The organism is Candidatus Protochlamydia phocaeensis, assembly GCF_001545115.1.
Taxonomy (GTDB): Bacteria; Chlamydiota; Chlamydiia; order Chlamydiales; family Parachlamydiaceae; genus Protochlamydia_A; species Protochlamydia_A phocaeensis.
The window spans coordinates 160,855-184,535 of record NZ_FCNU01000007.1 but is presented as its reverse complement, the minus strand read 5'-3'; the positions used below and the strand labels follow the sequence as shown (position 1 = coordinate 184,535).

At 42.4% G+C, this 23,681-nt stretch carries 21 protein-coding genes; 10 read left to right on the top strand and 11 right to left on the bottom strand.

Annotation, left to right across the window (positions count from 1 at the left end; all coding sequences use genetic code 11):
• Window positions 1-121: 121 nt before the first annotated feature.
• The 3 genes from BN3769_RS01755 to BN3769_RS01745 all read left to right on the top strand — a co-directional run bounded on the left by BN3769_RS01755 (window position 122) and on the right by BN3769_RS01745 (window position 3,804).
• Window positions 122-979, top strand: a complete 858-nt coding sequence (locus tag BN3769_RS01755; RefSeq protein ID WP_154017777.1) for a hypothetical protein — start codon at window positions 122-124, stop codon at window positions 977-979.
• A gap of 50 nt (window positions 980-1,029) precedes the next feature.
• On the top strand, window positions 1,030-1,647 hold the full coding sequence (locus BN3769_RS01750; RefSeq protein WP_068466933.1) for a metallophosphatase domain-containing protein: 618 nt from the start codon (window positions 1,030-1,032) through the stop codon (window positions 1,645-1,647).
• A 240-nt stretch (window positions 1,648-1,887) separates the two neighbouring features.
• A complete protein-coding gene (locus BN3769_RS01745) occupies window positions 1,888-3,804 on the top strand; it encodes a hypothetical protein (protein ID WP_068466931.1) in 1,917 nt (638 codons plus the stop codon).
• Window positions 3,805-3,999: 195 nt separating this feature from the next.
• Here the strand turns inward: BN3769_RS01745 and BN3769_RS01740 are convergent, their stop codons facing one another.
• A complete protein-coding gene (locus BN3769_RS01740; protein WP_154017776.1) occupies window positions 4,000-5,427 on the bottom strand; it encodes a hypothetical protein in 1,428 nt (475 codons plus the stop codon).
• Window positions 5,428-5,782: 355 nt separating this feature from the next.
• Here BN3769_RS01740 and BN3769_RS01735 point away from each other — a divergent pair, with 355 nt between their 5' ends.
• Both BN3769_RS01735 and BN3769_RS01730 read left to right on the top strand, forming a co-directional pair.
• Entirely contained in the window at window positions 5,783-6,742 is a 960-nt protein-coding gene (locus BN3769_RS01735; protein WP_079989366.1) for a hydroxymethylglutaryl-CoA lyase, read from the top strand.
• 303 nt (window positions 6,743-7,045) lie between these two features.
• Window positions 7,046-7,471 (top strand): hypothetical protein, encoded by a 426-nt coding sequence (locus tag BN3769_RS01730; protein WP_068466925.1) that lies wholly within the window; start codon window positions 7,046-7,048, stop codon window positions 7,469-7,471.
• A gap of 91 nt (window positions 7,472-7,562) precedes the next feature.
• Here the strand turns inward: BN3769_RS01730 and lon are convergent, their stop codons facing one another.
• Window positions 7,563-10,037 carry an endopeptidase La gene (gene lon, locus BN3769_RS01725; protein ID WP_068466923.1) on the bottom strand — a complete coding sequence of 825 codons (2,475 nt, stop codon included), beginning with the start codon at window positions 10,035-10,037 and terminating at the stop codon, window positions 7,563-7,565.
• On the bottom strand, window positions 10,034-10,444 hold the full coding sequence (locus tag BN3769_RS01720) for an Hsp20/alpha crystallin family protein (RefSeq protein WP_068466921.1): 411 nt from the start codon (window positions 10,442-10,444) through the stop codon (window positions 10,034-10,036). The genes lon and BN3769_RS01720 overlap by 4 nt, the downstream gene beginning before the upstream one ends.
• Window positions 10,445-10,814: 370 nt before the next feature.
• Between BN3769_RS01720 and BN3769_RS01710 the strand changes: the two genes are divergently transcribed.
• On the top strand, window positions 10,815-12,074 hold the full coding sequence (locus BN3769_RS01710) for a hypothetical protein (protein WP_228840591.1): 1,260 nt from the start codon (window positions 10,815-10,817) through the stop codon (window positions 12,072-12,074).
• A 152-nt stretch (window positions 12,075-12,226) separates the two neighbouring features.
• On the opposite strand, the gene BN3769_RS01705 is transcribed toward BN3769_RS01710, so the two are convergent.
• Complete coding sequence (locus tag BN3769_RS01705; RefSeq protein ID WP_068466917.1) at window positions 12,227-13,396, bottom strand: hypothetical protein; 1,170 nt, start codon at window positions 13,394-13,396, stop codon at window positions 12,227-12,229.
• 288 nt (window positions 13,397-13,684) lie between these two features.
• On the opposite strand from BN3769_RS01705, the gene BN3769_RS01700 reads away from it, so the two are divergent.
• Window positions 13,685-14,305 (top strand): hypothetical protein, encoded by a 621-nt coding sequence (locus BN3769_RS01700; protein WP_068466915.1) that lies wholly within the window; start codon window positions 13,685-13,687, stop codon window positions 14,303-14,305.
• 299 nt (window positions 14,306-14,604) lie between these two features.
• Window positions 14,605-15,426, top strand: a complete 822-nt coding sequence (locus BN3769_RS01695) for an alpha/beta fold hydrolase (protein ID WP_068466913.1) — start codon at window positions 14,605-14,607, stop codon at window positions 15,424-15,426.
• Between the two features lie 84 nt (window positions 15,427-15,510).
• On the opposite strand, the gene BN3769_RS01690 is transcribed toward BN3769_RS01695, so the two are convergent.
• Entirely contained in the window at window positions 15,511-16,272 is a 762-nt protein-coding gene (locus BN3769_RS01690; protein ID WP_068466911.1) for a cyclase family protein, read from the bottom strand.
• Window positions 16,273-16,341: 69 nt separating this feature from the next.
• Entirely contained in the window at window positions 16,342-17,277 is a 936-nt protein-coding gene (locus BN3769_RS01685; RefSeq protein ID WP_068466909.1) for a hypothetical protein, read from the bottom strand.
• Between the two features lie 215 nt (window positions 17,278-17,492).
• Between BN3769_RS01685 and BN3769_RS01680 the strand changes: the two genes are divergently transcribed.
• Window positions 17,493-17,684, top strand: a complete 192-nt coding sequence (locus tag BN3769_RS01680; protein ID WP_068466907.1) for a hypothetical protein — start codon at window positions 17,493-17,495, stop codon at window positions 17,682-17,684.
• Between the two features lie 291 nt (window positions 17,685-17,975).
• Here the strand turns inward: BN3769_RS01680 and BN3769_RS01675 are convergent, their stop codons facing one another.
• The gene (locus BN3769_RS01675) at window positions 17,976-18,821 is read right to left on the bottom strand and encodes a hypothetical protein (protein WP_068466905.1); all 846 of its coding nucleotides are present in this window, start codon (window positions 18,819-18,821) and stop codon (window positions 17,976-17,978) included.
• 388 nt (window positions 18,822-19,209) lie between these two features.
• Between BN3769_RS01675 and BN3769_RS01670 the strand changes: the two genes are divergently transcribed.
• A complete protein-coding gene (locus BN3769_RS01670) occupies window positions 19,210-19,974 on the top strand; it encodes a CPBP family intramembrane glutamic endopeptidase (protein ID WP_068466904.1) in 765 nt (254 codons plus the stop codon).
• Between the two features lie 78 nt (window positions 19,975-20,052).
• Here BN3769_RS01670 and BN3769_RS01665 read toward each other — a convergent pair whose 3' ends face one another.
• From BN3769_RS01665 to BN3769_RS01650, 4 genes are all read right to left on the bottom strand, one after another.
• Window positions 20,053-20,712: a hypothetical protein gene (locus BN3769_RS01665; RefSeq protein ID WP_068466902.1), complete on the bottom strand. Its 660-nt coding sequence runs from the start codon at window positions 20,710-20,712 to the stop codon at window positions 20,053-20,055.
• Between the two features lie 119 nt (window positions 20,713-20,831).
• On the bottom strand, window positions 20,832-22,010 hold the full coding sequence (locus BN3769_RS01660; protein WP_068466900.1) for a UPF0158 family protein: 1,179 nt from the start codon (window positions 22,008-22,010) through the stop codon (window positions 20,832-20,834).
• A gap of 126 nt (window positions 22,011-22,136) precedes the next feature.
• Window positions 22,137-23,009, bottom strand: a complete 873-nt coding sequence (gene dapF / locus BN3769_RS01655) for a diaminopimelate epimerase (RefSeq protein ID WP_079989365.1) — start codon at window positions 23,007-23,009, stop codon at window positions 22,137-22,139.
• A gap of 7 nt (window positions 23,010-23,016) precedes the next feature.
• Window positions 23,017-23,619 (bottom strand): ATP-dependent Clp protease proteolytic subunit, encoded by a 603-nt coding sequence (locus BN3769_RS01650; protein WP_068466898.1) that lies wholly within the window; start codon window positions 23,617-23,619, stop codon window positions 23,017-23,019.
• Window positions 23,620-23,681 lie beyond the last annotated feature (62 nt).

The window sequence follows — 23,681 nt, the reverse complement described above, 5'->3', positions numbered from 1 at the left end:
TAGCCCCTTTCAAGCCATTTAAAGGCTCAGCTTTATCTTGTTCAATTTTATTATTCGGCTTATAATTTAAAATTATATTAGGACCTATCAAAAAACAATAAATTCACTCTTTATGAAATATATGGCAATTTTCAGATGGCTTTTCCGCTGTCCTATTTTGGTCTATCCGCTTGTCATTCTTTTCGCTGCCTGTAATTTTTTTGGATTTGCGCAAGAAAAGGAAAGTTATCAAAAGCCTCCTCATGTTCCGGAAAATGTGTGGAATGAGGCCAAGCCTTATTTTTTGCCGGAAGACCATCCGATAAAAAAGCGTTTAGATCTTTTGTTTGGACACGCCCGCTTACTCAATTCTTTGGACACAATGCGGCAAGCGGGTTTTAGAATTATCGAAGCGGAGAGTGAGCTGGACGTAGCCTTTCATCCTGACTTGCCTAATTATGTGATAAAATTTTACTTGGATGATCATGACAATCAACCGCGCTTTGCGAAGCTGAAATTATCCGATCCCTACATTTCAGAAGTGCGTCTTTGGCTATTGAGAATTGAAGGGGCAAAGCGCATTCAAAAAATTTTAGATGCCCACCATTACAATGCAATCATGAAAGTTCCCAAGGAATGGATTTATCCGCTTCCTCTAAAGCCAGAGGCAACCGGGCCTTTTCCCAAATATTTTATTCTGGTCGAAGAGGATATGCATATCGTGGATAATCAAGAAAATATCCGGAAATACCGAGAAGACATGACGCCTGCTCTTTTAAAAGCCTTTTATACCGTTTTAAAAGAGGGGCATTTATACGATTCCGTTTATATTGATAATAATCCTTTTAGTTATGACGGCAGAATTGCTTTTGTCGATACGGAAGAATATGATCGAAAACCCGTGCCTTTTGAAAAAATCTTGCCTTATCTCTCACCGGACATGCAGAACTATTGGCGTACGCTGATGAGAGAAGATCAACTTCAATCTTTATCTAATTAAATAATGGCTACTAAATCCTGCCAATAGATAAGGGGACGGTAAGTAATAACATGTTGATCGATTGCCTCTCGGACCTTCATGGATTCAAGCCCGAATTGCCAGGTGGCGATTTATTGATCGTATGCGGGGATTTGACTAGGGAAAATAAAAGAGTTGAATACGATCAGTTCACGTTATGGCTTAGCCAGCTGCCTTATAGATGCAAAGTCGTCATTGGCGGCAATCACGATGGCTTGCTTGAGAGAAAGCAAGCGACGATTGGGAATGGAAATATTCATTACCTGTGCGATTCCGGTCTTGAGTTTGAAGGTTTAAAGATTTGGGGGTCGCCTTACACACCAACGTTTGGACATTGGTATTTTATGAAAAATCGGGGGCAAGACATTCGGAAGCATTGGGATTTGATCCCCAGCGACACAGATGTGCTTGTCACGCATGGTCCTCCTTACAGCATCTTGGATGAAATCGATGAACATGTGCATGTGGGATGCAAGGATCTGAGAGCAGTTGTTCTGGAAAGAGTCCGGCCGCGCATCCATTCTTTTGGCCATATTCATGAAGAGGGAGGCAAAATGATTGGCATAAACGATACGCTGTTCGTCAATTGTAGCTATGTAGATGAACGCTACCAACCAGTCCATGCAGCGATTCGTTTGGTGATCGAGTAACCCAAATAAAAGAATTTTAAATTTCCGTTTTATTATCTCGTTTACTTTCGTTTTATTCGGATAGGGATTAGCTATCTGCTTCATAGCTCTACCCGACCTAAATCGCCTTTTTTTTTGTTAATAAAATTTAAATTATTGTTAATAAAACATTTCTTTTTTTAAATTGATTTAGTTTTTTTATTTAATTTTAGGTTGTTGTTATTTATTATTTATTTAATAAATTTTAATGGGAGAAAGAAAATGCAGCCTGTAGAAGGTAACAAGTTTAATTCCTTAATTATCCCTGAATCTACCGGTGCAGGAAAATTTGAATCTCTTCCAATGGATGTATTAAAATACGCGTTATCATATTTTGCCGTACAACAATCCGCGCAAATTGCGTTAGTAAATAAGCGCTTTTATCTGTTAGGCACCCCACAGACTTTACGGTCTTTTCTTTCCCATTTGCGATCCCGCTTATCGTCTTATTGGCCAGAATATGAATCAGAAGATGCAAATTCAGTAAGCGGGAAACTCAAGGCCATGCAAACGCAGCTAAAAGAAAAAATTGATAGGGTTTCCCTTGATTTTTCTAAGAGGGTTGTTCAAAACGTTCCTCATCCTGCCTATCAGCAGATTAAAGAAGCCTATCTTTCCCAATTAGCTGAGATTTTATCGAATATGCCTCTTGAAGTTGTTCAAAAGTTAACCGATGGCTTTCCCTGTGCTTTTTTGCGGGAGCTTTTGCACCTACGTTTATTATGGAATGAATGTTTAAAGATTCCCGAGTCTGGCGTGCCTGTACAGTGTTTTCGAACTTCTCAAGAATTGGATGAACCATTAAAAAGTTTATGCCAACAGACTCTAAAAACCGAAAGGAATTTGCCGATAGTCAAGCGATTGATCGATAAAAAATTTGCGGAAATTCAGGCAGTAGGTGCTGAGGAATATTTAGAAGAAGAGGACATAGCGCTTGTTTATAGATTATTCTACCTTTGTTTAGGCCTATCGCAGATTGATCAGGCTCTTGGCATTTATCGCGCAGCGCTTGAATTTGAATCTGAATATGACGAGAAAGATCTCAAACACTACATGATTTGTACCTTGATTAACTTATGTTTGCGGCAAGGCAAAATTGAAGAGGCTCTAGGCTTTGCTTTGGAATTTGATAAAAACGCCGATCAATTTGAATCAACAGATGATTTTATAGAGCAAATAGGTGAGATTGAGCAGCTAAGCGAAAAGCAGCTTCAACAGCTATTGACCTGGACAGAAAAACATGAGTCTTATTGGGATGCTATCGCAGATATCTTTTTTCGTCCCTGCCATTTAAATCCCATACTTGATATCCTAAGCCGCTCTTCTAGCCCCTATCAAGCTTACTTTTTCAATTATATTATTCACTATTGCTTCGCCTTAAATCAAGCGGGTCGATTGGAAAGCCTTCATTTATTGGTCAACGGCTTGAGAACAGAAGATCTGTTAGTCAATCTTCAATCCGCTTTACAAACGAGCAAGATAAGCGAGAAACACATTAAGAAGCTTCTGGAATGTATCCAAAGCGATGAACCGATGAAAAGATTGCTTTCCAAACAAATTGGACAAGAGCTGCAAATTGACCAAACAAGCGAGCAAGAGATGCAGCGAATTCTAACAGAGGCAAGGGACCATTACTTTTGCTGTCCTAGAGAAGGCAAGCTGCCATCCTTTAATCCAAATTCCAATCCGGTTTTAGATGACGAATGGAAGCTTCGTCAGGTCTTCAATGGTTTTCTTGCAGCTGGTCTCTTCGATCCCATTCTCGATATGATTAAAGAAACGCCTGAAAGAGAGAAAAGAATTTATCTTTTGCATCTGTTGGCTTTATGCTGCATAGATCAGAATAAAATAGAAAAGACCCATGAAGAGATCTTAGATGTCTTTATCAAAATTGTGGAAGAAGGTCATTGGCCAGCCTTAATTCGAGAGGCTCTCGTTTATGATAAATTAGACGAGACCGATATTCAAAACTTGCTGAAATGGGCTGTATATGCTGATTTACATCAGGAACAAAAACGGCAACTTCCTAGATTATTGAATGATTTCACTGCGGCGGGGGCATACCTTAAACTAGTGGATGCCGTTTATCACCTGCCTGAAGGGAGTGAACGAAGCTATCTATTAAATTGCCTATCTTAATGCTTCTGATCGTATGTGATGAAGAATGCCGGGACTCTATTTTCACAATAGATGTTTAAGGCATGTCTAAAAAATTCTTATTAACTTGAGTTAGGAGTTTTTTTGCCCTTAGATTGAGATGAAAGCGCTTGCCATTAGTTCATCTCCAAGGCTTTGACGCGGTCGAAAGAGTAAAAACACTCCAAACTCGGGTTATTAGTTAAAACCATTCTCTGGTAGGTAGCTAAAAGATCTGAGCCACTCTTTGATGCTTTCCTCGGTATCTTCTAAAGCAAGCTTTCCCTCAATAAATTCTATTCTTAACCGCTCCAATAAAGCTTGCAGGCAGGGATCTTGGCTTTGTAGTAAATAAAATTTGACAATTCCAATAAATTTGTCATTAAAGACATGGTTCTCTCGGATGCAGGAATAGAATTCCTTCATATGCTTAGCGAATAAGGGATCTTGAATACAATGGGCCAATTCTAGAGCCTGGCTTTGACAAATTTGCTCAAATGCTTCCGACTCTTGCAGAGAGGATCTATCCGTCCCTATGTTCCATAAAATTTGAAAGTATTTTATCAAAGGGGAGTCTGGGCCTAGTTTGGCTTGGCCAACCGCCATAAAGTTTTTCCAAAATTCCCATTTGTGAGACGCGATTTCATAAAAAGGACACTTGTTGCAACCCATGACTTCACTAATGGAATGATCACCGGTGCAGCCGACCAAAACTGAACTCGCATGCATGAGAGTTATCATATCCGAATGCTTGAGAGGAAAAGGATTGATCAGGCGCAGCGTTTTGCCTTCCTGAATGGTGATTTCCTCAATTTGACTCTCCTCGTCTTTTAAGAGAATAAATTGAATTTTTCCAATTCCCTGCTTTTTTAAAAATTCTTGGTCCAATTCAAGCTCTTCTAACTTCTCAATGGGCAGGCAGACGTCAATGGACTTATTATCTTGTTGAGCGGTAATTAATGTATAAATAAAAACTTTAATATAGAAGGTTTCAGGATCATGCAAATAAGCTAAATGAAGATGGTGGGTATCTGTATAGTTATCTGTTTCTTTTGCAGTCGGATAAGCCGTTCCGAAAAGAAATGCCTTCAAAGCTGTTTTCTTTAAATGAGCCAACGTCACTTGCCGACTTGCATAATCTTTGAGAAAGATGCCTTTGTGGCAGCCCTCCAGATCTATTCCCATTTTGACTTGGTGGCTAGATGAGTGGAATTGATTGACATGATTGTACTCGTGAATTTGAATTTTATTTTTTACATTTTCTCTCGCTAGATTGAAGGAATAGAGGCTAATGGGCCAAGAGACTTCCAAAAAAAGGGCTGCCTGTTCAATTTTTTCTAAGGTGTCTTCTGGAAATTCTGCGAAGGCATATCCATGGCATCCATATTCTTCATAAACAATAGATTGAGAAATGTTTTTTGGAGGAAATAAAGTATCCTTGTGGATTGAGTCGCTTAATACCACCATAGAGACAGGATTGGCAGGCAAAAGTTGCTTGACGACCTTGGCTAATTTGCGAATATGAAAATAGTCCCCTTTTCCATCTACATGAACAAGTCCGGAAAGAACCACTTCTTGCTCTGAAGAAAAATGTTTTAAAGAAGCGTGGCTAAAAATCTCCATCATTTTGTCATAAAATAATTCTTCTTTTTGATTTTTTATTTCTGATTCTGAAAACAAAGAAGAACAGATTTCATCAATTGATTTGTTGTGTGTAATAAAAGAAAACATTGTTTTATTGATTTTTTTGGGTTATGAATGCGGTTTATTTTAACTGTGTTTCAATTAAAATCCAAACTAAGTTGAATTGGTATTTATAAACTAAATAATAGTTTTTATTAATTGCTGCTTGTATTTGTTTAAGATTGCTTTTAATAGATCAACCTATGCAAAGAAGATTTATCAAAAGAAAGGGCTGCCATTAGTATTTGAGTAAATACATCCATTTCAGTTAAATACACCTTCTTATAGGAGAACGGCTATGAATTCACTGCGTTTAATGTCAATGGAACCTAGTTATGCTTATCCGGGCATGACCTTTTTGAATCAGATTTATAGGCAAATCAATTTCCTCCAATCAAGCAAGGGGAAAGTAGAAGTTTTAGATACAACGATGCGGGATGGGCTGCAATCCTCTCATTCTATGCCTACAGCTATTAAGATTAAGGCTATCGGCCAATTAGTGGAAGCCGGGGTATCCAGCTTAGAAATTGGGAGCTTGGTCAATCCAAAACAAGTTCCTAATATGAAGAATACCCCTGAAGTAATTAAAGGGCTTAAACACATAGAAGGAATAAAGAAATGGGTGTTGACGCCGAATAGCAAGGGATTGGAAATAGCGCTTAATTTGGGAGTTCGGCATATCTCCATGCCCACCTCGGTCTCTGAGACTTTTAATCGGAAAAACATCCATTCTTCTGTCGAGGAATCTTTGCAGCAAATGAGCTTGATGGTTCAGCAAAGAAAGGAAACAGGGGGAATGCGCTTTCGCGTTTATCTCTCATGCTGTCCCATTTGTCCTGAAGAAGGAGAAATGCCTATTGCAAAAATTGCCGATCTTGCCTATCGCTTATTCGAGATGAACGTTGACGAAATTATTCCAAGTGATACTGTGGGCAAAGCCTCTCCTAAGCAGATAAGAGATATGCTGACCGCGATTAAGGAGAGGGGAGTGCCTATCGAACGCATAGGATTGCACGTGCATGGAAAAGGGGAACGAGTCTTCAAAAATATAGAAGAAGCATTGGAATCCGGTGTGCGTCTCTTTGATTCGTCTTTAGGATATTTGGGGGGATGCCCTATTGTCAAACAAGCTCAAGGAAATATTCCCACAGAAGAGCTCGTCCCTTTCTTGCATGGATTGGGATATGAAACAGGCATTGATGCAGATAGGCTTCTTGCTATTCGGCAATTCGTTCTAGACCATTTAACTTTTGTTTAATGGACCCTCTTCAGTTAAAGAAGCTAATCTTTAAGGCCTATCCTCAATTAATCAATGGCCCGGATATGAAGTTGTTTTTTGCTAGAGAAAAGAATGCATATGGGCATGGCTTAATTGACGACCTACCTTAGGGCTCATCTTCATGCTTTCCTTTTTTTTATTTCATTATCAAACGTTTTATTAATTTAAATTTTTATTAAGATTTTGGTTAAGAAATATTTATGTAAAATTAATTTGTTATTAATTTGTTGGTTTGATAACCTGTTGTTTTGTTAATTAATTATTAATAGAGGGAAATATATTATGACTCTTTCAGTTTCATTTAATTCTTTTCGTCACCAAGTTCAAGACTATTATAATCAAATTCCAGAGAATACATTAGGAGAAGCGGTAAAAGCTTTCACTGTTGGATTTGTAGTCGGCACAATTTTCAGTGGAAATCCCGGTGTTGGAGCGATCGAGGGAACGCTGGCTTTTGTTGCAACGACTGTGCATGGGGCGGTGTCTCCTTTATTTCAACGCTGCCTCGGGCAAGACCGTCCGTTGACTTGGACAGAAGAGATGCTGAGAACATCGATTGCGTTAGTTGGAACAAGCTTAGTTGCCGCTGCTGCTGGTTATGGCAATGCCCTCAGATTGTTGGCTAGCTCGCTTGCTGTTCATGCCATATTTGTTGCGGTTTTTGATCAATTGCGTCTTCCAAATCGTACACACTTCATTTTCCCATAATTCATTCTTTGAGAAGGGGTTTTTTCGGCTCCTTCTTTCTATTTATCTCTTAGCTTATTTATCAGTTTTTTCTTTGCTCCTGGGATAGGTCTTAGAGATCTGCCTTTAAAATGGTTTTGGGATCCAATGTAGGCAAAAGCTCTAGGGCATGCGTCCATACGTCTTCAATGGTATCAGCAAAGACGAATTGCAGAGAGCGCCGCAGCTCTTTGGGAACTTCCTCCAGATCGCGTTCGTTATGGCGGGGAAGAATAATGGTTTTAATCCCTGCGCGGTGGGCGGCTAAGACTTTTTCCTTGATCCCTCCGACTGGTAAGACTTTTCCCCTCAAGGTAATTTCGCCTGTCATGGCGACGTCATTTTTGATGAGCCGGTTACTGATCAAGGAAGCCAGCGCTGTGGCCATTGTTACGCCGGCCGAAGGGCCGTCTTTGGGGACGGCACCTGCAGGAACATGCAAGTGAAAGGTTTTGCCTTCGAAAATAGAAGGCTGGACAGCGAGCAGCTGAGGATTAGAGCGGACAAAGGAAAGGGCGGCTTGAGCGCTTTCGCGCATGACATCACCCAGCATGCCTGTTAGAATCAACTGTTCGTGATGGCTGGCCATCATGGTAGCTTCTACAAATAAGACATCCCCTCCTGTGGGAGTCCAGGCAAGGCCTGTGGCAACGCCTGGACGGCTTGTACGCTCGGCGACTTCGTCGAAGAAGATCGGCTGGCGCAGATAGACTTTAACAAGTTCAGGAGTGATGTGGACGGACCCTTGACGTCCTTCTGCCAGCTCACGGGCGACTTTGCGGCAGATGGCGGCTATTTCGCGATCGAGGTTGCGCACGCCGGCTTCCCGTGTATATCCTCTGGCAATCAAACGGATGGCTTCGGGGTCAAAAGAGATTTCTTCTTTTCTTAAACCATGCGCTCGAATTTGCTTGGGAATTAAATATTGCTGGGCGATATGAATTTTTTCCTCATCGGTATAGCCGGATAAGCGCAGGACTTCCATGCGATCCAACAAAGGCCCGGAGATGGTATCCAGCGTATTGGCAGTCGTAATAAAGAGGATTTGAGAGAGGTCAAAAGCGACTCCTAAATAATTGTCGACAAAGGCTTGATTTTGGGCGGGATCTAATACTTCCAATAAAGCTGAAGAAGGATCGCCCCTCCAATCGGAGCCTACTTTGTCGATCTCATCGAGCATGATAACTGCATCGCGCGTTCCTGCACGCCTGACGGCTTGGATGATGCGGCCGGGCATGGCGCCGATATATGTGCGGCGATGCCCCCGTATTTCCGCTTCATCGTGCACGCCTCCTAGGGAAATGCGCACAAATTTGCGACCAAGCGCACGGGCGATGGATTGGCCTAGGCTGGTTTTTCCGACTCCGGGCGGTCCGACAAAGCAAAGGATGGGCTCGCGAATAAGGGCATCTTCTAGGCTAGAGGCGGGGATAGGATTGCCGTTGGGCGTGGAAGTAGGGGGGGGAGAAGCTGCCGATGGAGGGCTGCGCTCCTGTCTTAGGCGTTTGACGGCCAGATATTCCAAAATGCGGTCCTTAATTTTTTCAAGGTCATAGTGATCTTCATTCAACACTTGGTGGGCATGGCGGACATCGATGATATTTCCCGTCATTTTGTTCCAAGGCAAGCCGGCTATCCAATCCAAATAGGATCTGATCATGCCATATTCAGCCGATGCCGCCGGCATGGTCGACAAGCGCGAAAGTTCGCGATCGGCTTCCTTTTTAGCTTCTTCAGGAAGCTGTGCCTCCTCAAGGCGCCTGCTCAGTTCGCTGACTTCTGCTTGTTCGCCTCCTTCTCCCAGCTCTTGTTGAATAGATCGAACTTGTTCGCGCAAAAAATAATCGCGCTGCGCTTTTGACATGCGCTCTTGCGTTTCAGAAACAATCTTGCGGCCTATTTCGCGGACCGCCACTTCATGCTGCAAGGCCTGGATAAGCCTTTGTAATTTAGCCTCGACTGGATCGAGCTCAAGAATCGCCTGGCGTACATTTATTGAAAAGGGGATGGTCAAAGAAACAAGATAGGTCAATTGAACGGGATCTGAAATATTCTCAAAGGTATCAATGACTTCATCTGACAGCTCTTCAATGAGTCCAATCAAATGTTTGAGAAGGTTAATGATCGCAATCCTTAATCCTTCCAAATTTTCAGCCGGTGAATGCTTTTCCGGAAGCACCTCGATTCGCCCCACAAAATAAGGATCGCTTGCTGTCATCTCTACCAAGCGCGCGCGCTCTAGCCCTTGAACCATCAAGCGTAAGCTTCCGTCAGAGGTGCGCATTAAACGATGAATGATGGAAATGGTGCCTACTTTGTAGAGGTCTTTTTGTTGGGCCAAATCTGCTTTTTCGTTTTGCTGTGCGACAAGAAAGATCAGACGATTATTGCGCATGGCCTCGTCGACAAGTTGAATAGAAGCCGTTTGTCCGACAACTAAGGGCAGCAAAACTTGAGGGAAAACTACAGCTCCTCTTAGCGGAAGAACGGGCAGGGATTCGGGGAATTGTTGAGGAGGATTAACGGTAGTTTGCGAGTCTAATGTCATGATTTAACCTCCTGCTTTCTCAGCACAATAGAAAGAAAACCTTTTTCATAAAATAAATCGACAGTTTCTGAGTCTACAGGACTATTCAAAGGAAGCTCAAAGCAAAAGGGGCCCTGTCTAATTTCTGCCTGATGGTAGTTTCCTTTTTTCTCGGGAAGGGGAATAGAGCGCTGGCCTTTAATCACCAAGGCATCTGTATAAAGAGAAATTTCTAGCTTCTCCGCATCAATGCCTGCGAGTTCTAAAGTGAGATAAATTTTGGAATCCGTTTCATATACATCACCGGCAGGGTGCCAATAGGCTTGCCCCATCATGAAACTAAATTTCTCTCTCTGCCAATCGCCGCAGCTTGAGCGGCTTGATTGGAGCAACAACATATAACGTTGGTCGTGACGGCAGCAACGCATGGCATTTCCTCCTTTATGTCATTCTCCTTTAAAGCTGGCCAAGACCTATTTGAGAGAAGGGATCAGGCTTGCGCAAAAAGAATGGAATGAGGCCTTTTATGTAATGATAGCGAGTCATCATTCCTACCATACCAAGATCGGCTCTTTCGTTTCAAAAAATCTTTGCTATTTTAGGTGATTGGATAAAAAAAATCTTTGCTTTAATTAAAAAAAATCCTATCTGCTTGAAGGGAGCTTAAGACAGTAAAAAGTCTTTTTTCGGATGGTATTTGAAATTCATATTTCAAGTGCCTCGCTTAAAGCTCATTTAAAAAAAAAGATAGCCTTTTTACAATAGCGATAATTAGGACTCGTTAGAGATAGGATCTGTATGCCCAATGTACCTTACCTTCACAAGCCAAGTTTAGCGAAGAGCAGACAGCCAATGGGCTTTCTATCTCATGCAATCAGGCCGGTCGATGAAATAATTGCACAACCCATTCTCCCTAAAGGCCAAAAAGAAATTCAACTTTATGATGAGAAGACAATAGACCATTTATCTTGGCCGCAAGGAGAAGAGGGAGACTATGCTAAACGGTTTCTCTTGCCTTTAATAAAAAGGGGAGTCCATACCTATATCGATAATATCCAAACAGATATGCGTATTCTCAAATATGGAGATATTATTCTGCCGATTACAATCAATGATGCGCAATACGAGAATTCCTATGTCTGCTCTCCGTATAGCTATTACATCTCTTATGCCATGCAATCTCTGGGCGTCATTAAAATACCCCTGGGCAGGAAAGTTATCAAAGGGGTGTTAGCCTCGATTGCTAAAGTTTTTCAACTTTGCAAGATCAATAAAGTGGTCATTGTCAATAATTGGTTGTTCTCAACAAATCTCTATCCCTCTTTGGATTCCGAGAGCGTTTCCTGTATTAAGGCCTTCCTCTCCAAGCATTTTCCCGACCATGCCATTGTATTTAAATCGATCGATAACCAAACTAATCCCGAATTATTTGCTGCACTTAAAAAAACGCGCTTTTCCATGGTCGCTTGCCGCCAGATTTTTTTAACAGATACAACTAAGCCTGCTATATTCGAGACGCGTTTATTTAAAAGCGATCTACGGCTATTAAAAGCAAGCGGATACGAAGTCTCTTGCGCTAGCCAATTAAGCCAAGAAGAACAGCAACGGCTGCTCGACCTCTACAAAGATTTATATATTAAAAAGTATTCAACGCTTAATCCTAATTTAAATTTACAATTTGTTAAATTGGCTATTGATCAAAAATTGCTGAATTTCAAAGTCTTAAAAAAAGATGGGGAAATAGATGGAGTGGTAGGATATATTCTACGCAATGGCTTTGCCATGGCTCCTTTTTTTGGCTATGACCGGGCTAAGCCAAAGCAAATCGGGCTGTATCGCATGCTTTCTACGGTTTTGATGCTGGAGGCTAAAGAGCATCAGGCGCTTTTTCATCAAAGCTCAGGGGCTTCTATGTATAAAAAAATTCGTAAGGCTAACGATTCCATCGAGTATATGGCCGTTTATCACAAGCATCTTTCTGTTGTCAGAAAAATTCCTTGGCTCTTGCTTCGCAGCCTTTATAATACTTTGGGCATTCGATTTATGCAGCGCTATTAACCTAAGTTTTGAGATTTTTTCTTTCCGGCTGCATCAAAGCCTTGGAGATGAACAAATGACACTAGCTCACTATTAGCCTGTTTGCCATTTTTCATTTGCGAGAGCTTTCCTGTAGTCCAAAGGGCAAAAAATGCAACACGCAGGCCATTAATCTAAAAAACATCATAATGGGCCAAATCAACAGGGGAAATTGTCATTTTTCGAATCGATCTTCTCATAAAGAAATTAGTCAGGCCGCATCCTATTCCAATCATTTCCAAACCTAAGAGGAGTGGCGCCGGAAGGGCGGTGGGCCCATAGCCAAGGCAGACTGTTCCAACCGTAAAAATTTGCCTGAAGAGGGTGGCTGCATTGCCGCCCATCGAAATCCGATTAACTGTTTTTTCCTGCTGTAGCTTATCAAGTTTAATCTGCCATTTATACGCTTTCGCTTGCCGGAATTTTTCCAATGCCGGCTGTTTAATCTCCGTCCCTTTCTCTTCTAAGCTAGTCCATTGAGACTGTTTATTTGCATATTCGTCCAAAGTGGCTTGTTTGTCCTCCAGAAGGGACCGGAGCTCTTTGAGCGCTTTTTGGCAGGCTCTTCTTTTAGATGCTTGATTGATAGACTGCCTATATGTTTCTTCGGTTAGCCGCCCCTCTTGAATTAATTGATTATAATGCGACACCTCTTCTTTTAAACGAAGGACTCTTGCTTGGTATTTTGCTTGCCGTTCTTGAATTTTCGCTAAAGTTAAAGGCTGAGACCAAAAAGCAAGCTTTCCTTCTTTAAGGTGTTCCGTTTGCTCATTCAGCTTTTTGCTTTTTTCGAATGAATTAAGTGCGGTCATGCCTATCAGTCCAATCAAGGAAAGGGATAATAAGCCGCCATAAGGCAAAATGCCAAGTATAGGAATCGCTGCTAACCTAATTCTGATTGTAGAGACATTGAAGAGTTGAGCTCTCTCAATTAGAGAAATAGAGCTTAAAATGAAAAGCGTAATGCCCGCAGCCGTTCTAATAAGGGAATTCCAATGAAGTTGAATATTCAACAGACCATTCAAAGATTTCAATCCTTTGACAAAGTTGCTTAAATTTCTTGCATCCTTGCAAAATTGCTTGGGAACTTCCAAGTAAACACTCACGGATGGGAAGTTGGAAAAAATTGAAATGCCAAGCTGAGTTGTTTTCAAGACCATATCCGGCCCTTGATAGATCTCGTCAATAACCGAAATAGTCCTGTTAAATTGTTTGCGGACTTGACTCAATCCTTCATTCCATTTCCCTACTAAAAAACCCGTTTCATACTTGGATTGATACGCCTCAAATGAATTAAATTGCATGATAAAAAAAGTAGATTGTTTAAATGCTTAATATTATCAAAATAATAAACTAGTTTCAAATCAATTTTAATTTATTTGTTAAACTGTTTAGTTAATTAAATTATTAAAATTGAAAATGGATAAAAGTCGAATGGATAATTGTCCATATTCAAGGAAGGATGGCATAAAACTTGCTTTATTTAGCTTTGTTGATCGTGTCAATTTCAATTCTCAATTCACACACAGTGGTTGTCAAATTTAGATCTATCCCTGCGGAGTGAGAAGTAAAGTTAAATGAGAGGAGGTTGTATGAGACAGGTTAATCGTTGGCTAATGGGCTCTCTTTTTGTTGTCTCTCTGATGGCTTTCCCGCTAGCCATGTCCAAACTTCAGGCTGACCAGCCTCAAATCCCTTTTTCCGAGAAGCAGCAAATAGTGCAAAATGAAAGCCATTTTCAGTCGAATTCCGGAGCAGCCTTTTCAGGTTCTCACCAGGTAGTTAATCAGCCGCCTTCAGTAGTCGTTGCGCCTAGTACAACCGTTGTCAATCCGCAGCCAAAAGGAGATATCAACCAGGTTTATAATTTGCTCGAAGAAGGAACGGTGATGCATCACCCTTTGCCTTATAAGGCTACATATTATGAAAATGAATATGAGACGGGGAATGTCCTGCCTTATAGCACGACTTCAACCTATTACACAGCCCCTTCCGGAAGTTATTATAACGGAGGATGGTCCGGCCATCATTGGCATGGATGGAACGGCCATCACGATTGGCATGGCCACCATGGCTGGCACGGGCATCACGATCACCATGACCACCATGACCACCATCACGATCATCATCATCATGGTCATCATGGACACCATCACGGTCACCATGGTCACCATGGGCATCATGGCGGACACCATGGAGGACATCATAAGTAACAGGGCTTAGAATGCCTTGTTTTGCGGAACCTCTTGTTGCTGAATGGAAGAGGTTCCGCCATTAGCAATAAGTTATCGCTTTTCATGCTTCGCTGCTCTTATCTCCCTTTCGTCTCCCTTTCGTCTCCCAAACAGGCATTTGCCATTTTCATTGAGCTTTTCTTCTATTAACCTTCTTTACTACATGTGTAGTATTCAAGGCAGGGCTTTTTGAAGATGACCATTTAAAGATAAAACGCTAAGTTTACATTAGGGATATACTCCACACGGATAAGGAATGGAGGAAGGATAGCAAGCGTATGATGTCAAAAAATTATTTATGGACAGAGTCTGGGATGCGGCTACAGTTAATTAAATCTCAAGCCGGCAAGCCTTATCAATGGCTTTTTTTACCAGGCGGTCCAGGGATTGGCTCTGAGTATTTTTCCGGATTAACATATGCGCTCAATGTTCCGGGGAGTATTTGGCATATGGATTTACCGGGCAGCGGTTCTAATCGGCGCGACATGGGGGGCTCGCTTGTTGAAAAATGGGGAGAAGCGCTTCTGGAAGCAGTCAAGTGTCTAGAAAACGTGATCTTAGTGGGGCATTCCTTTGGAGGCATGCTTATTCTGTCCCTTCCGGAACTGGAAAAGCATTTAAAGGGATTGATTTTGCTGAACACATCTCCCGGCTGCCATCTTGAAGCGTCTTGGAAAAGCGGATTAGAAAATGGATTGCCTGATATGGCAGACAGCTATCGACGCTATATAGCCAATCCAAGTGAAGAGACAATGAAAATGCATTGTAAGGACGCCATTCCCTATTGGTTTACGCATCAAGCGTGGAAAACAGGGCTTAACATGATTGAGGATGTTCCTCTCAATCATCGGGCTTACCAAGCAGGAGAGGCTTTTTTTAAAGCTTATGAAGCGAAGTGGGTTCCTCATTCCCTAAAGACCCTGGTTATCTGCGCAGAGAAAGACTTTGTCATGCCTTCTTATCTCTTCAAAGAAAGCGCCCGCTTTCAGCTTCCCTCCATTTGGGTGGTGGAGGTTAATGAAGCTGGGCATTTTCCATGGATTGAAAACGCGAAAATGGTCGCCCATTATTTTCAGCAGTATGTGGAGTGGCTATTATGAATTTTAAAAAAATCTTAAAGGGTGTCCCTAAATTATGAATTTAGGGACGTGGCCTATCCGCGTTGCCTGTATTCATTGAAACTTTTAAGGGCAGATGGCAATGACGCGCGCGGGAAATCCGGAAGCACGGGACGGTTTCGGGAATGTGCAGATGACGATCGCTCCCGTTGGAGGGCAGCGGTCTAAATTAGTCAAAAGCTCGATCTGGTAGTGATTGAGATTTAAGATATAGCGTTCGCAAGCCCAATTGGTCTCCTTGGCGCGAAAGCCCGGATCCGGATCGATGGTCTCATGCCCCGTTGCCGTTACTTCGCAATCTTCGTACAAATAGGCCAGGGCATCCAAGCCCCATCCCGGCGTACGCGATACGCCTTTTTCATCGCGGTTATGCATGGCTGCATCATCAGGCCAATGCTTGCTCCAGTCCGTGCGCAAAGCGACAAAAGCGCCTTTTGGAATTCTACCGTATTGATTTTCCCACGTAAGCAAATCATCGACGAGCAAGATATAGTCTGGATTTCCGGCCACTTTATCATGGATGTCGACAACGACCAAAGGCAGAATCATCTCTTGTAGAGGAATTTGTGCAACTGTACGCAGGCCCTCGCAAAAATGGGCGGGAGCATCCACGTGCGTTCCCCATTGCCCTTCAAAGTGAAAGCGCTGCACCCAAATGCCTTTGTCTTTATGCGTAGAGACATCTTCTACTTCCATTGGAACGGCCGTCTCAAAATGGGGGATATGCGGATCAAAGGCATGCGTTAAATCCACGAATGTTCCTTTGTGCAGCTTTTGAAGCAAAGGCCAAAAGGAGAGGCCTTGCTGAGTCTGTTGGTTAGTTTGCATAAAAACCTCTTAATAATTGCAATGAATAAATTTTTAGGAAGAGCAGGGCAAGCAAGCTTGCCCTGGTGTTTATTCAGTCTCTTTATTAGTGGACGAGACCTTCTTGCTTAATTCTTCAGCCCATTGATCAAACAGGCAAAAAATTGTGATGGCAGAGGCAACACGTGCACTTCGCGCTGTAAGTCCTTGAAAGGCTTCAGAGAAAGTCAACGGCATTCCCACTTTGCGCCTCGTCGTCCAATTATCGAAAGGCTGGGTGATAACGGCACCGCTAAAGCCTGCCAAGATGCCTCCGCCAATAGTCGCAGCCCAATCTTTGGATACACCGGCTTCTTTAAGCCTGTCTTTCATATAGCGTCCTCCAGCCCCATAAGCTGCTGTAAATCCGATTTCACGTAAGACCATATAGGGAAGGCCAATCGTGAACATTTTACAGTGATAGCTTTTCCACAATTCGATGAATGTGCTTGAGTAAGAGGGCTTAAAACGTTGCAGGCGCTCCATTATTCGCTTGTTGCCTTTATACTTCTCTAAGAGATGGGTGTGCTGCTTGACTTTGTTATTATACCTGATGATCATGAGCTCGAAGAAATTTGTGGTGGGAGAAGCCACCGCTCCAGCACCGATAGACGCGCATAAGTTTTCCCAAGCGGTTGACTGGCCGTCTTCTTTAGAGAAAAAATTGCGAAAATATCCCAAGGCATACATGGCGACAGCTGTATTCGTTCCCATCCCCATGATATTTGCTCCCGCGCCTGCATAGAGAGTCTTAAAGCTTAATTTTTTCCAACTAAACGTTCCCTGGATCATGTCATTCTTTATCATGGCTAAAGGATGATCGGCAATGACCTCACCCGTGCCGGCCAATAGTCCCGTTAAAATATTTTGGTAAGGACTTTCTGCCCACTTTTGGACGAAAAAATGAAAAAAAGATTGTTTGGCCGGCTGCTGCGGTGCAGGCGGCGTAGGGCTTCCCGAGGAAGATCCAACAGATGGTATAGACATAGTTTTATCCTGTATTAATTATTTTAATCACAATATCGACCGATTCGATATTGTTTTCAACCCATATCCTCAATTAGGTAAGGAAATGAATTGAAAGAAAAATCGAATGGCATCAAAACGCGCAATTCTAGCGCCAATCAACAAAAATTGGATGCCGGCCTTTTAAAGTCAATTAAAGGCAAATAAGGAGAATAACGAGGAGAATAAAAAGAAGAATGAAAGAGAAAAACACTACGACGAGTGAAGAGGAAGAACGCCAAGAAGGGGATGAAAAAGATGCCGACAGCGGAGAATCCGGACGGGGCATGGGATCTAAAGTTGAATTACACATAATTTTTAATCTATCAAAATATAAAGGAAAATTTAAAGCTAAAGAAAATAAGGAAAATTGGCTTACACGCCAATAAGAAGGAAAATAAGGGAAAAGTAAACAGCTAAAACAGAAGATTTTTTAGACTGTAAAGAGAAAAAATGATTTTTCATAAGTAGGGCAAGATTAAACTTTTTAAGTAGCATCCATTCTATTCTTTAGTTTAAATTTTGTCAATGACCAAAATAAAAAATAAACGTCTAATAACGTGAGTTTGGAATTTTTGTGCCCTTTGGACTGATGTGAAGGCTTTTGCTATTTTTTTTCATCTCCGCGGCTTTGACGCAGTCGAAAGGGCAAAAAAACTCCAAACTCACGTTAATAAGCATTAATGCGCAAGAAGCGAAAGCTCATACCTTCCATGTTTTTCCTGTTCGAGCTTATTCCACAAGGCAATTGCGTAAGCTTGTAGATCGGGATTGAGCTCGGGAACAATGTGTTTAAGGAAGTGGCCTTTCATATGGCCTACATGCTCTGTATCTACAAAAGCAATCTTGCCAGAGCGAGTGAAGGGCTGATTCCTTGGATAGGCATCGCATCCTCCTACTTCATGCAAGACGATGCAGAACTCCGTTAACGTCTCAATGTCCATATTGTAATATAAGCTTCTTGCAACCCCGTTCGGATCTTTCCAGTCGTCATAGATATCCATATTTTCGACAACTAACAGGTAAGAAGGGCCATTAGAGTCGGCAAATGCCTGAGGGAGCTTATAGAGCCATTTTTGTGGAACAACAAGATGCTTGCAATTATGTTTGGCAATAGCCCGGCGCAAGATTTCAGCTCCGTGAATGCGTTTGAGAAAATTATCGAGCTGTTGCTTTTGTGGTTGTCCGTTTGGGAATTTTTTGAACATGAGATAAGGCAGCAGAGGATGGGAGGCAACCATTAATCTATGGCGCCCATTTTTATGGTTTCCATTTTTGACCGTAAAGCCTGCCTTTTTAAGATGCTCAACCGAATTAAGCATGCTAGGATTGTTAAAAAGTGCTTTTAAGTATTCAGCTAAGAGACTGTCTTTTGGAATGAGATAGGGTTCAATGATTTTATCAATTCTTTGCCTTCCTACCGTAGTTATTAAATCTTCGTCGTCCGCGAGCAATGTGTGAAGGGGAAGGGCCATGGCTATAAAAAGCGCAGAAAGAGCAATTCGTATTTGATCCTTTAATCGCATATCCACCTGCTTATCTTTAACGTTTTGTTATAAAGAGACATTTATAGGCTTCGGTTTATACATAAGCAGAGTTGGTGTTGCGTACACTTATGTATAAAATTGATCAGTAAAGTATAGAAAGCTTGTTTGTGGATCAAGCTTTTCTTAAGAGATTGGATAACTTGCAGACTACACCTAAAAGATTCCTAAGGTTGCTTCTTTGAGTTTTAATATACACTAAGTGAAAGAAATTTGAAGGCAAGCTCTAAAGAGACGGATAGGCTCAATTTATTAAATATTAAATTTTGCTTGGATTTAATTTTTAAATTTTAATTTATTGAAATCAAGTTTTTTGTTCGTTAGTATTTATCCTGTTTTTTTTGTTTTAGTTAACCTTAGGGTAATAATTGTGAATGTGAATCCCCAATCGATGCCGCAAGCGGAACAATTATCTTTTACAGCTCGTTATGTTTATCCGGTGATCAGTCATCCCCTTAGCCGGCAGATCTACCGGATTGTTGCGGAAGCAGTCAAGATTGTGGCAAGCGTCGCATTCTTAGATATGATGGTCAAACGTCTGTTCAATAAGGATAATGGGGTTGATCTTAGGTTGAGCTTGTTCCTTGCTGTCTCAGGGCCAATTTTTGAAGAAATTTTCTTTAGAGGGGTTATACAAGGGGGAATTGCATTGTGCCAAACAGGCTGGCATAAATTTGTTGTACGAAGGGAGCCGACCGAGGATGAATTGCGTATACAGCGCACTGTCCGTGTACGCTTGTCAGCCGTTATTTTTACGTTCACTCACTTGATCAATCTTCGCTCTAATGTAACTTATAAGCTTATACAAATGGCTTTTTGCTATACAAGCGGATTGGCGTATGGCTACTTAAGCGATAAATATAAAACTGTTTCGTTTTCCATTCTCGGTCATGGTTTCCATAATATTATTTCTATCTACATTCGCTCTGGTCCAACGTCCCTTAGACGGCTTTGTATAGGTATTTCGATCCTTAATTTGGCGGCAATCTATGTGTTAGGGACAACTAATATCGGAGAGTATATGGCAGGATGTGTTGGCAATGCGCTTGGAGCCTGTGCTGCTATGCCGCGGCGCTTAGTTTCGTGGCTGAATCCGCCAGCTTCTGCCTCCCATGAGGCAACTGCACTGGCCTAATTGATCTTTAGAAGGGGGAATGCCTCGGATTAAAGGCTAGGCATTGATCAGACAACGGCTAGCCTGTCTATCAGATTATCAAGGCGCTAAATTAGGAGAATACACATAATCCGCGCTAAATTGGTCTCCTGCAGCAATAGAGGAGGAAAAAGGAAGCAGAGTATACGCTGTTTGATTATCAGGATGGGTGCTCGCTGAGGCCTCGACAATTGCATGACCGCTATTTTGGTCTGGGATAGAATCGGCGAGGAGAAAGAGACTGTAAATGCCGATTTGGGCAGGGGCTGGAATAATCAGCGCTTGGGGAGAGTCGCCAGGTCCCATCGATATTCCTTGGACCGTTGTGCCGTCTGGTTTAACGATAACGGGAGTGAAAACAAGCCCTTTTACGGAACGATGGTTGTCGGAATGCGTAAAATTGAAAGTCAAAGAAGCCGTTCCATGCTGAAACGAGGAGGGGACTCCGGGCTGCACGGAAGGTTTTTTTGTTTCTATCAGGCCCGCTATCTTGGATGAACGGGAGGGGAGCTTGCAGCGTTTTTGTTTTGACGCTCCTACCATGCCAGTTAACGCAGGACCGGTGGTTGGTGCGCCAATGGTTGCGATTTGTTGGATGGAAGCTTGTTTGGCAAAAGCAAATAGTGAAAAAGGGGAGAAGATAAGATTAAACAAGAGCAACGAACTGAAATAAAAAGAAAAGCGATTTTGATTAGTAGGGATTTGCGCCTTATTAAACATGTCTGTCTCCACTGAAATATTAATTGGCAAGCGGCAGTTTATTCTGTGCTTGAATTGAGCCATATAGCGCAGATTTATCTGCGCTATATGAAGAAAGGATTTTTTCTACCAACAGATAATTATTTTTTCTTTGGTAAAAGTTTTTTCAAAGGTTTAGTGCTTGAGGAAGAATTTTTTTTGCTCTCCTTTGGCATGATGCGCTTAGCTTTCGGCTTTTCAGGCTTAGCAGTCTTACTCGCCGAAGTCTTTTTAGCCGGCGCTTTAGCTTTTGAAGCGCGGGTCGTCTTCGAAGAGGCCTTCTGTTTTGATTTGGGCTTTTCTCTGAACTCTTCATCCTCATCATCCTCATCATCTTCGTCGTCATCAAAGCTGCTATCTATGGCATAAGGATTTTTTTCTGTAGAAGGAGGAGGGGATTTTTCTACCCATCGGTTTGAAAGCGAGCGCAAAGAAGCCAATTTTTGGCTCAAAGAGGCATCTGCATCGTTGATATGCTGGCGTCGGTTTGATAACAAATCCTCTTCCGAATCAAACTTAGAGGAGAAAATAGAGAAAGAAGAGGAAGAGCTGAGCTCAGGAGTAAAGAGAAAGGGTCGAACAGGAGGGGGAACAGTCGTATAAATATCGATCGTCACTTGAGGCTCAATGTCGGGCTTGGCAGCTTGCTTGGGCGGGCGGCCGCGCTTGGGGCGAGGATTCAAAGCCTCATTGGAATAATACGTCTTCGCTTTAGCAAATAACGCTTTGCGGGCAGTCATGATATCTTTGCCAACCTTCGGCTGGAATAAAGCATGCTTAAGCTTTTCTGTTAATTGACGAGGAAAATCCAAATCCTCTTCAAAAACAAAATGAAAGTGATTCAGACGCAGCCATTCAATAATGCGTATGCGCGAACGTTCTTGATAGTATTGCTGCCATTTTTCCTGCTCGGCATGATGGTCATAGATAAATTCTAAAAAGTTCTCCCGCGCTTCTTTTGATTGAATGATATCCAGCAACTTTTCTTTTGTATCTATATCGTAGACCTTTTCATTGACAAAGCCTTCCATAATTTTCTTTGTCTCGTAAAAAGAGAGCTTGGGAATAAGGCAATAGCGATCGGCATTTTGCGTAAGCTCTTCTTCAAGAGCTTGCAATTCAGCCTCAGGTTTATCTAAATCAACATAGATTAAAAAGCCTTCTAGGCGGTCAATATAAAAATCCCTTTCATCATCGGACTTGGCAAATGCTTCCATCAAGCGATGGCAACGAAGAATAAGGGGATTCTGGGCTTCTTGTTTATTTTTGCTTGCACACATGTTGATGTTTTGTCCTTAATAGGGTTGAGAAAGTTGTCTGCCTTTCATAAATGAAAATAACAACCTTACCTTAACAGAAAATATTTTAAAAACAGCGGTGAATATTCATCTCACCGGCAAAGCGAGCTATAATTGTATCGAATCGATAGAGTTAGAGGCAACCGAAAAGCATGCCGTTTGTTCATCATTTTCAGGCAAATCAATCTCTCCCTCAAACGTGCAGATAGCCGGTCCGGTCATGGTCACATCCTTAAAGCGTTGGCCCGCTAACTTAAAGCTAATCTGCAAGCAGTCGCCAGAGCGCGTCTGCATACTCAGCGGTCCCACTAAATGATGCAAATAGGCGGCAGCCAGCGCAACAGCAGTCGCCCCTGTCCCGCAAGCCAGTGTCTCTCCTTCTACACCCCGCTCGAATGTGCGGACTTTAAATAAAGTGTGATCAATCTGCTGTCCAATGGAGACATTTGCTCCATGCGGATGCCAAAGAGAGTGGTGGCGGATAAAGGGGCCTAAACGGTTTAATTCGACGGCATCGACATCTTCTACAAAGAGCACGGCATGTGGCACGCCTGTATCCAAGTGATGAACGAATAGGCAGGCGGATTCAAAACGCAAAGGAACATGCCATTGCAAACGCGAAGGAGAACCCATTTCAATGCGGACTTGGTCTCCCATGCGCCAGGCCTTCAAGGTGCGCAGCATGGTTTCTATTGTATAAGAGGGGGAGGAAAAGCCCAAAGACCCCATCCAGTGAACTAGGCAGCGGACTCCATTGCCGCACATTTCGGCTTCGCTTCCATCTGCATTGAAAATGCGCATGCGGGCATGCGCAAGGGAAGAAGATTCCAGCAAAATCACACCGTCCGCTCCAATTCCCCACTGCCGATGGCATAGGCGTTGGATCAAACCGGGAGTGGATAAAGGGAAGCGGCCTTGGCGATTATCAAATAAGATGAAATCGTTGCCGCATCCCGTGTATTTGGCAAATGCCCATCGCATAAAGCGTTTAAGCTTCGAGATCTTGGAAAGAATTGACGACGCGGTCTAATAGGCCGAACTCCAAGGCTTCTTCAGCCGTCATCCATGTATCGCGATCGATCGCCTTTTCGATGGTGGCAAAATCTTTGCCGGTCGCTTGCACATAAATTTCAATGAGCCCATTGCGCGTTTTCAGCATTTCCTTGGCTTGGATCTCTAGATCTGTCGCTTGGCCTTTAATAACCCCTGACAAAAGGGGCTGGTGAATCATGATGCGCGAATGAGGCGTCGCAAAGCGGCGGCCTGGAGCAGCGCATAAGCTGAGAATGGATCCCATTGAAGCGGCGAGCCCGGTCACTAATGTAGTGACGGGCGACGAGATCATTTTCACTTGATCCCAAATGGCAAAGCCAGAATCGACAGCTCCGCCTGGACTATTGATGACAAATAGAATAGGCTTTCCAGGATCTGTCAATTCTAAATACCATAGCTTGCGAATGATATCGCTTGCTGAATCGCTATCGACTGCATCTGAGATAAAAATGCGGCGGGCTTCTAGAAGGCTGTGCTCAATTCTATCTGCTACTTTTGAAGGAATAGATTCTTTTCTATCTTTGTCATTCTTTGCCATGGGAGTCTCCCGTTAAAACTCTATCTAATTATTTATATACCGAAGTGAATTCAAAAATTGAC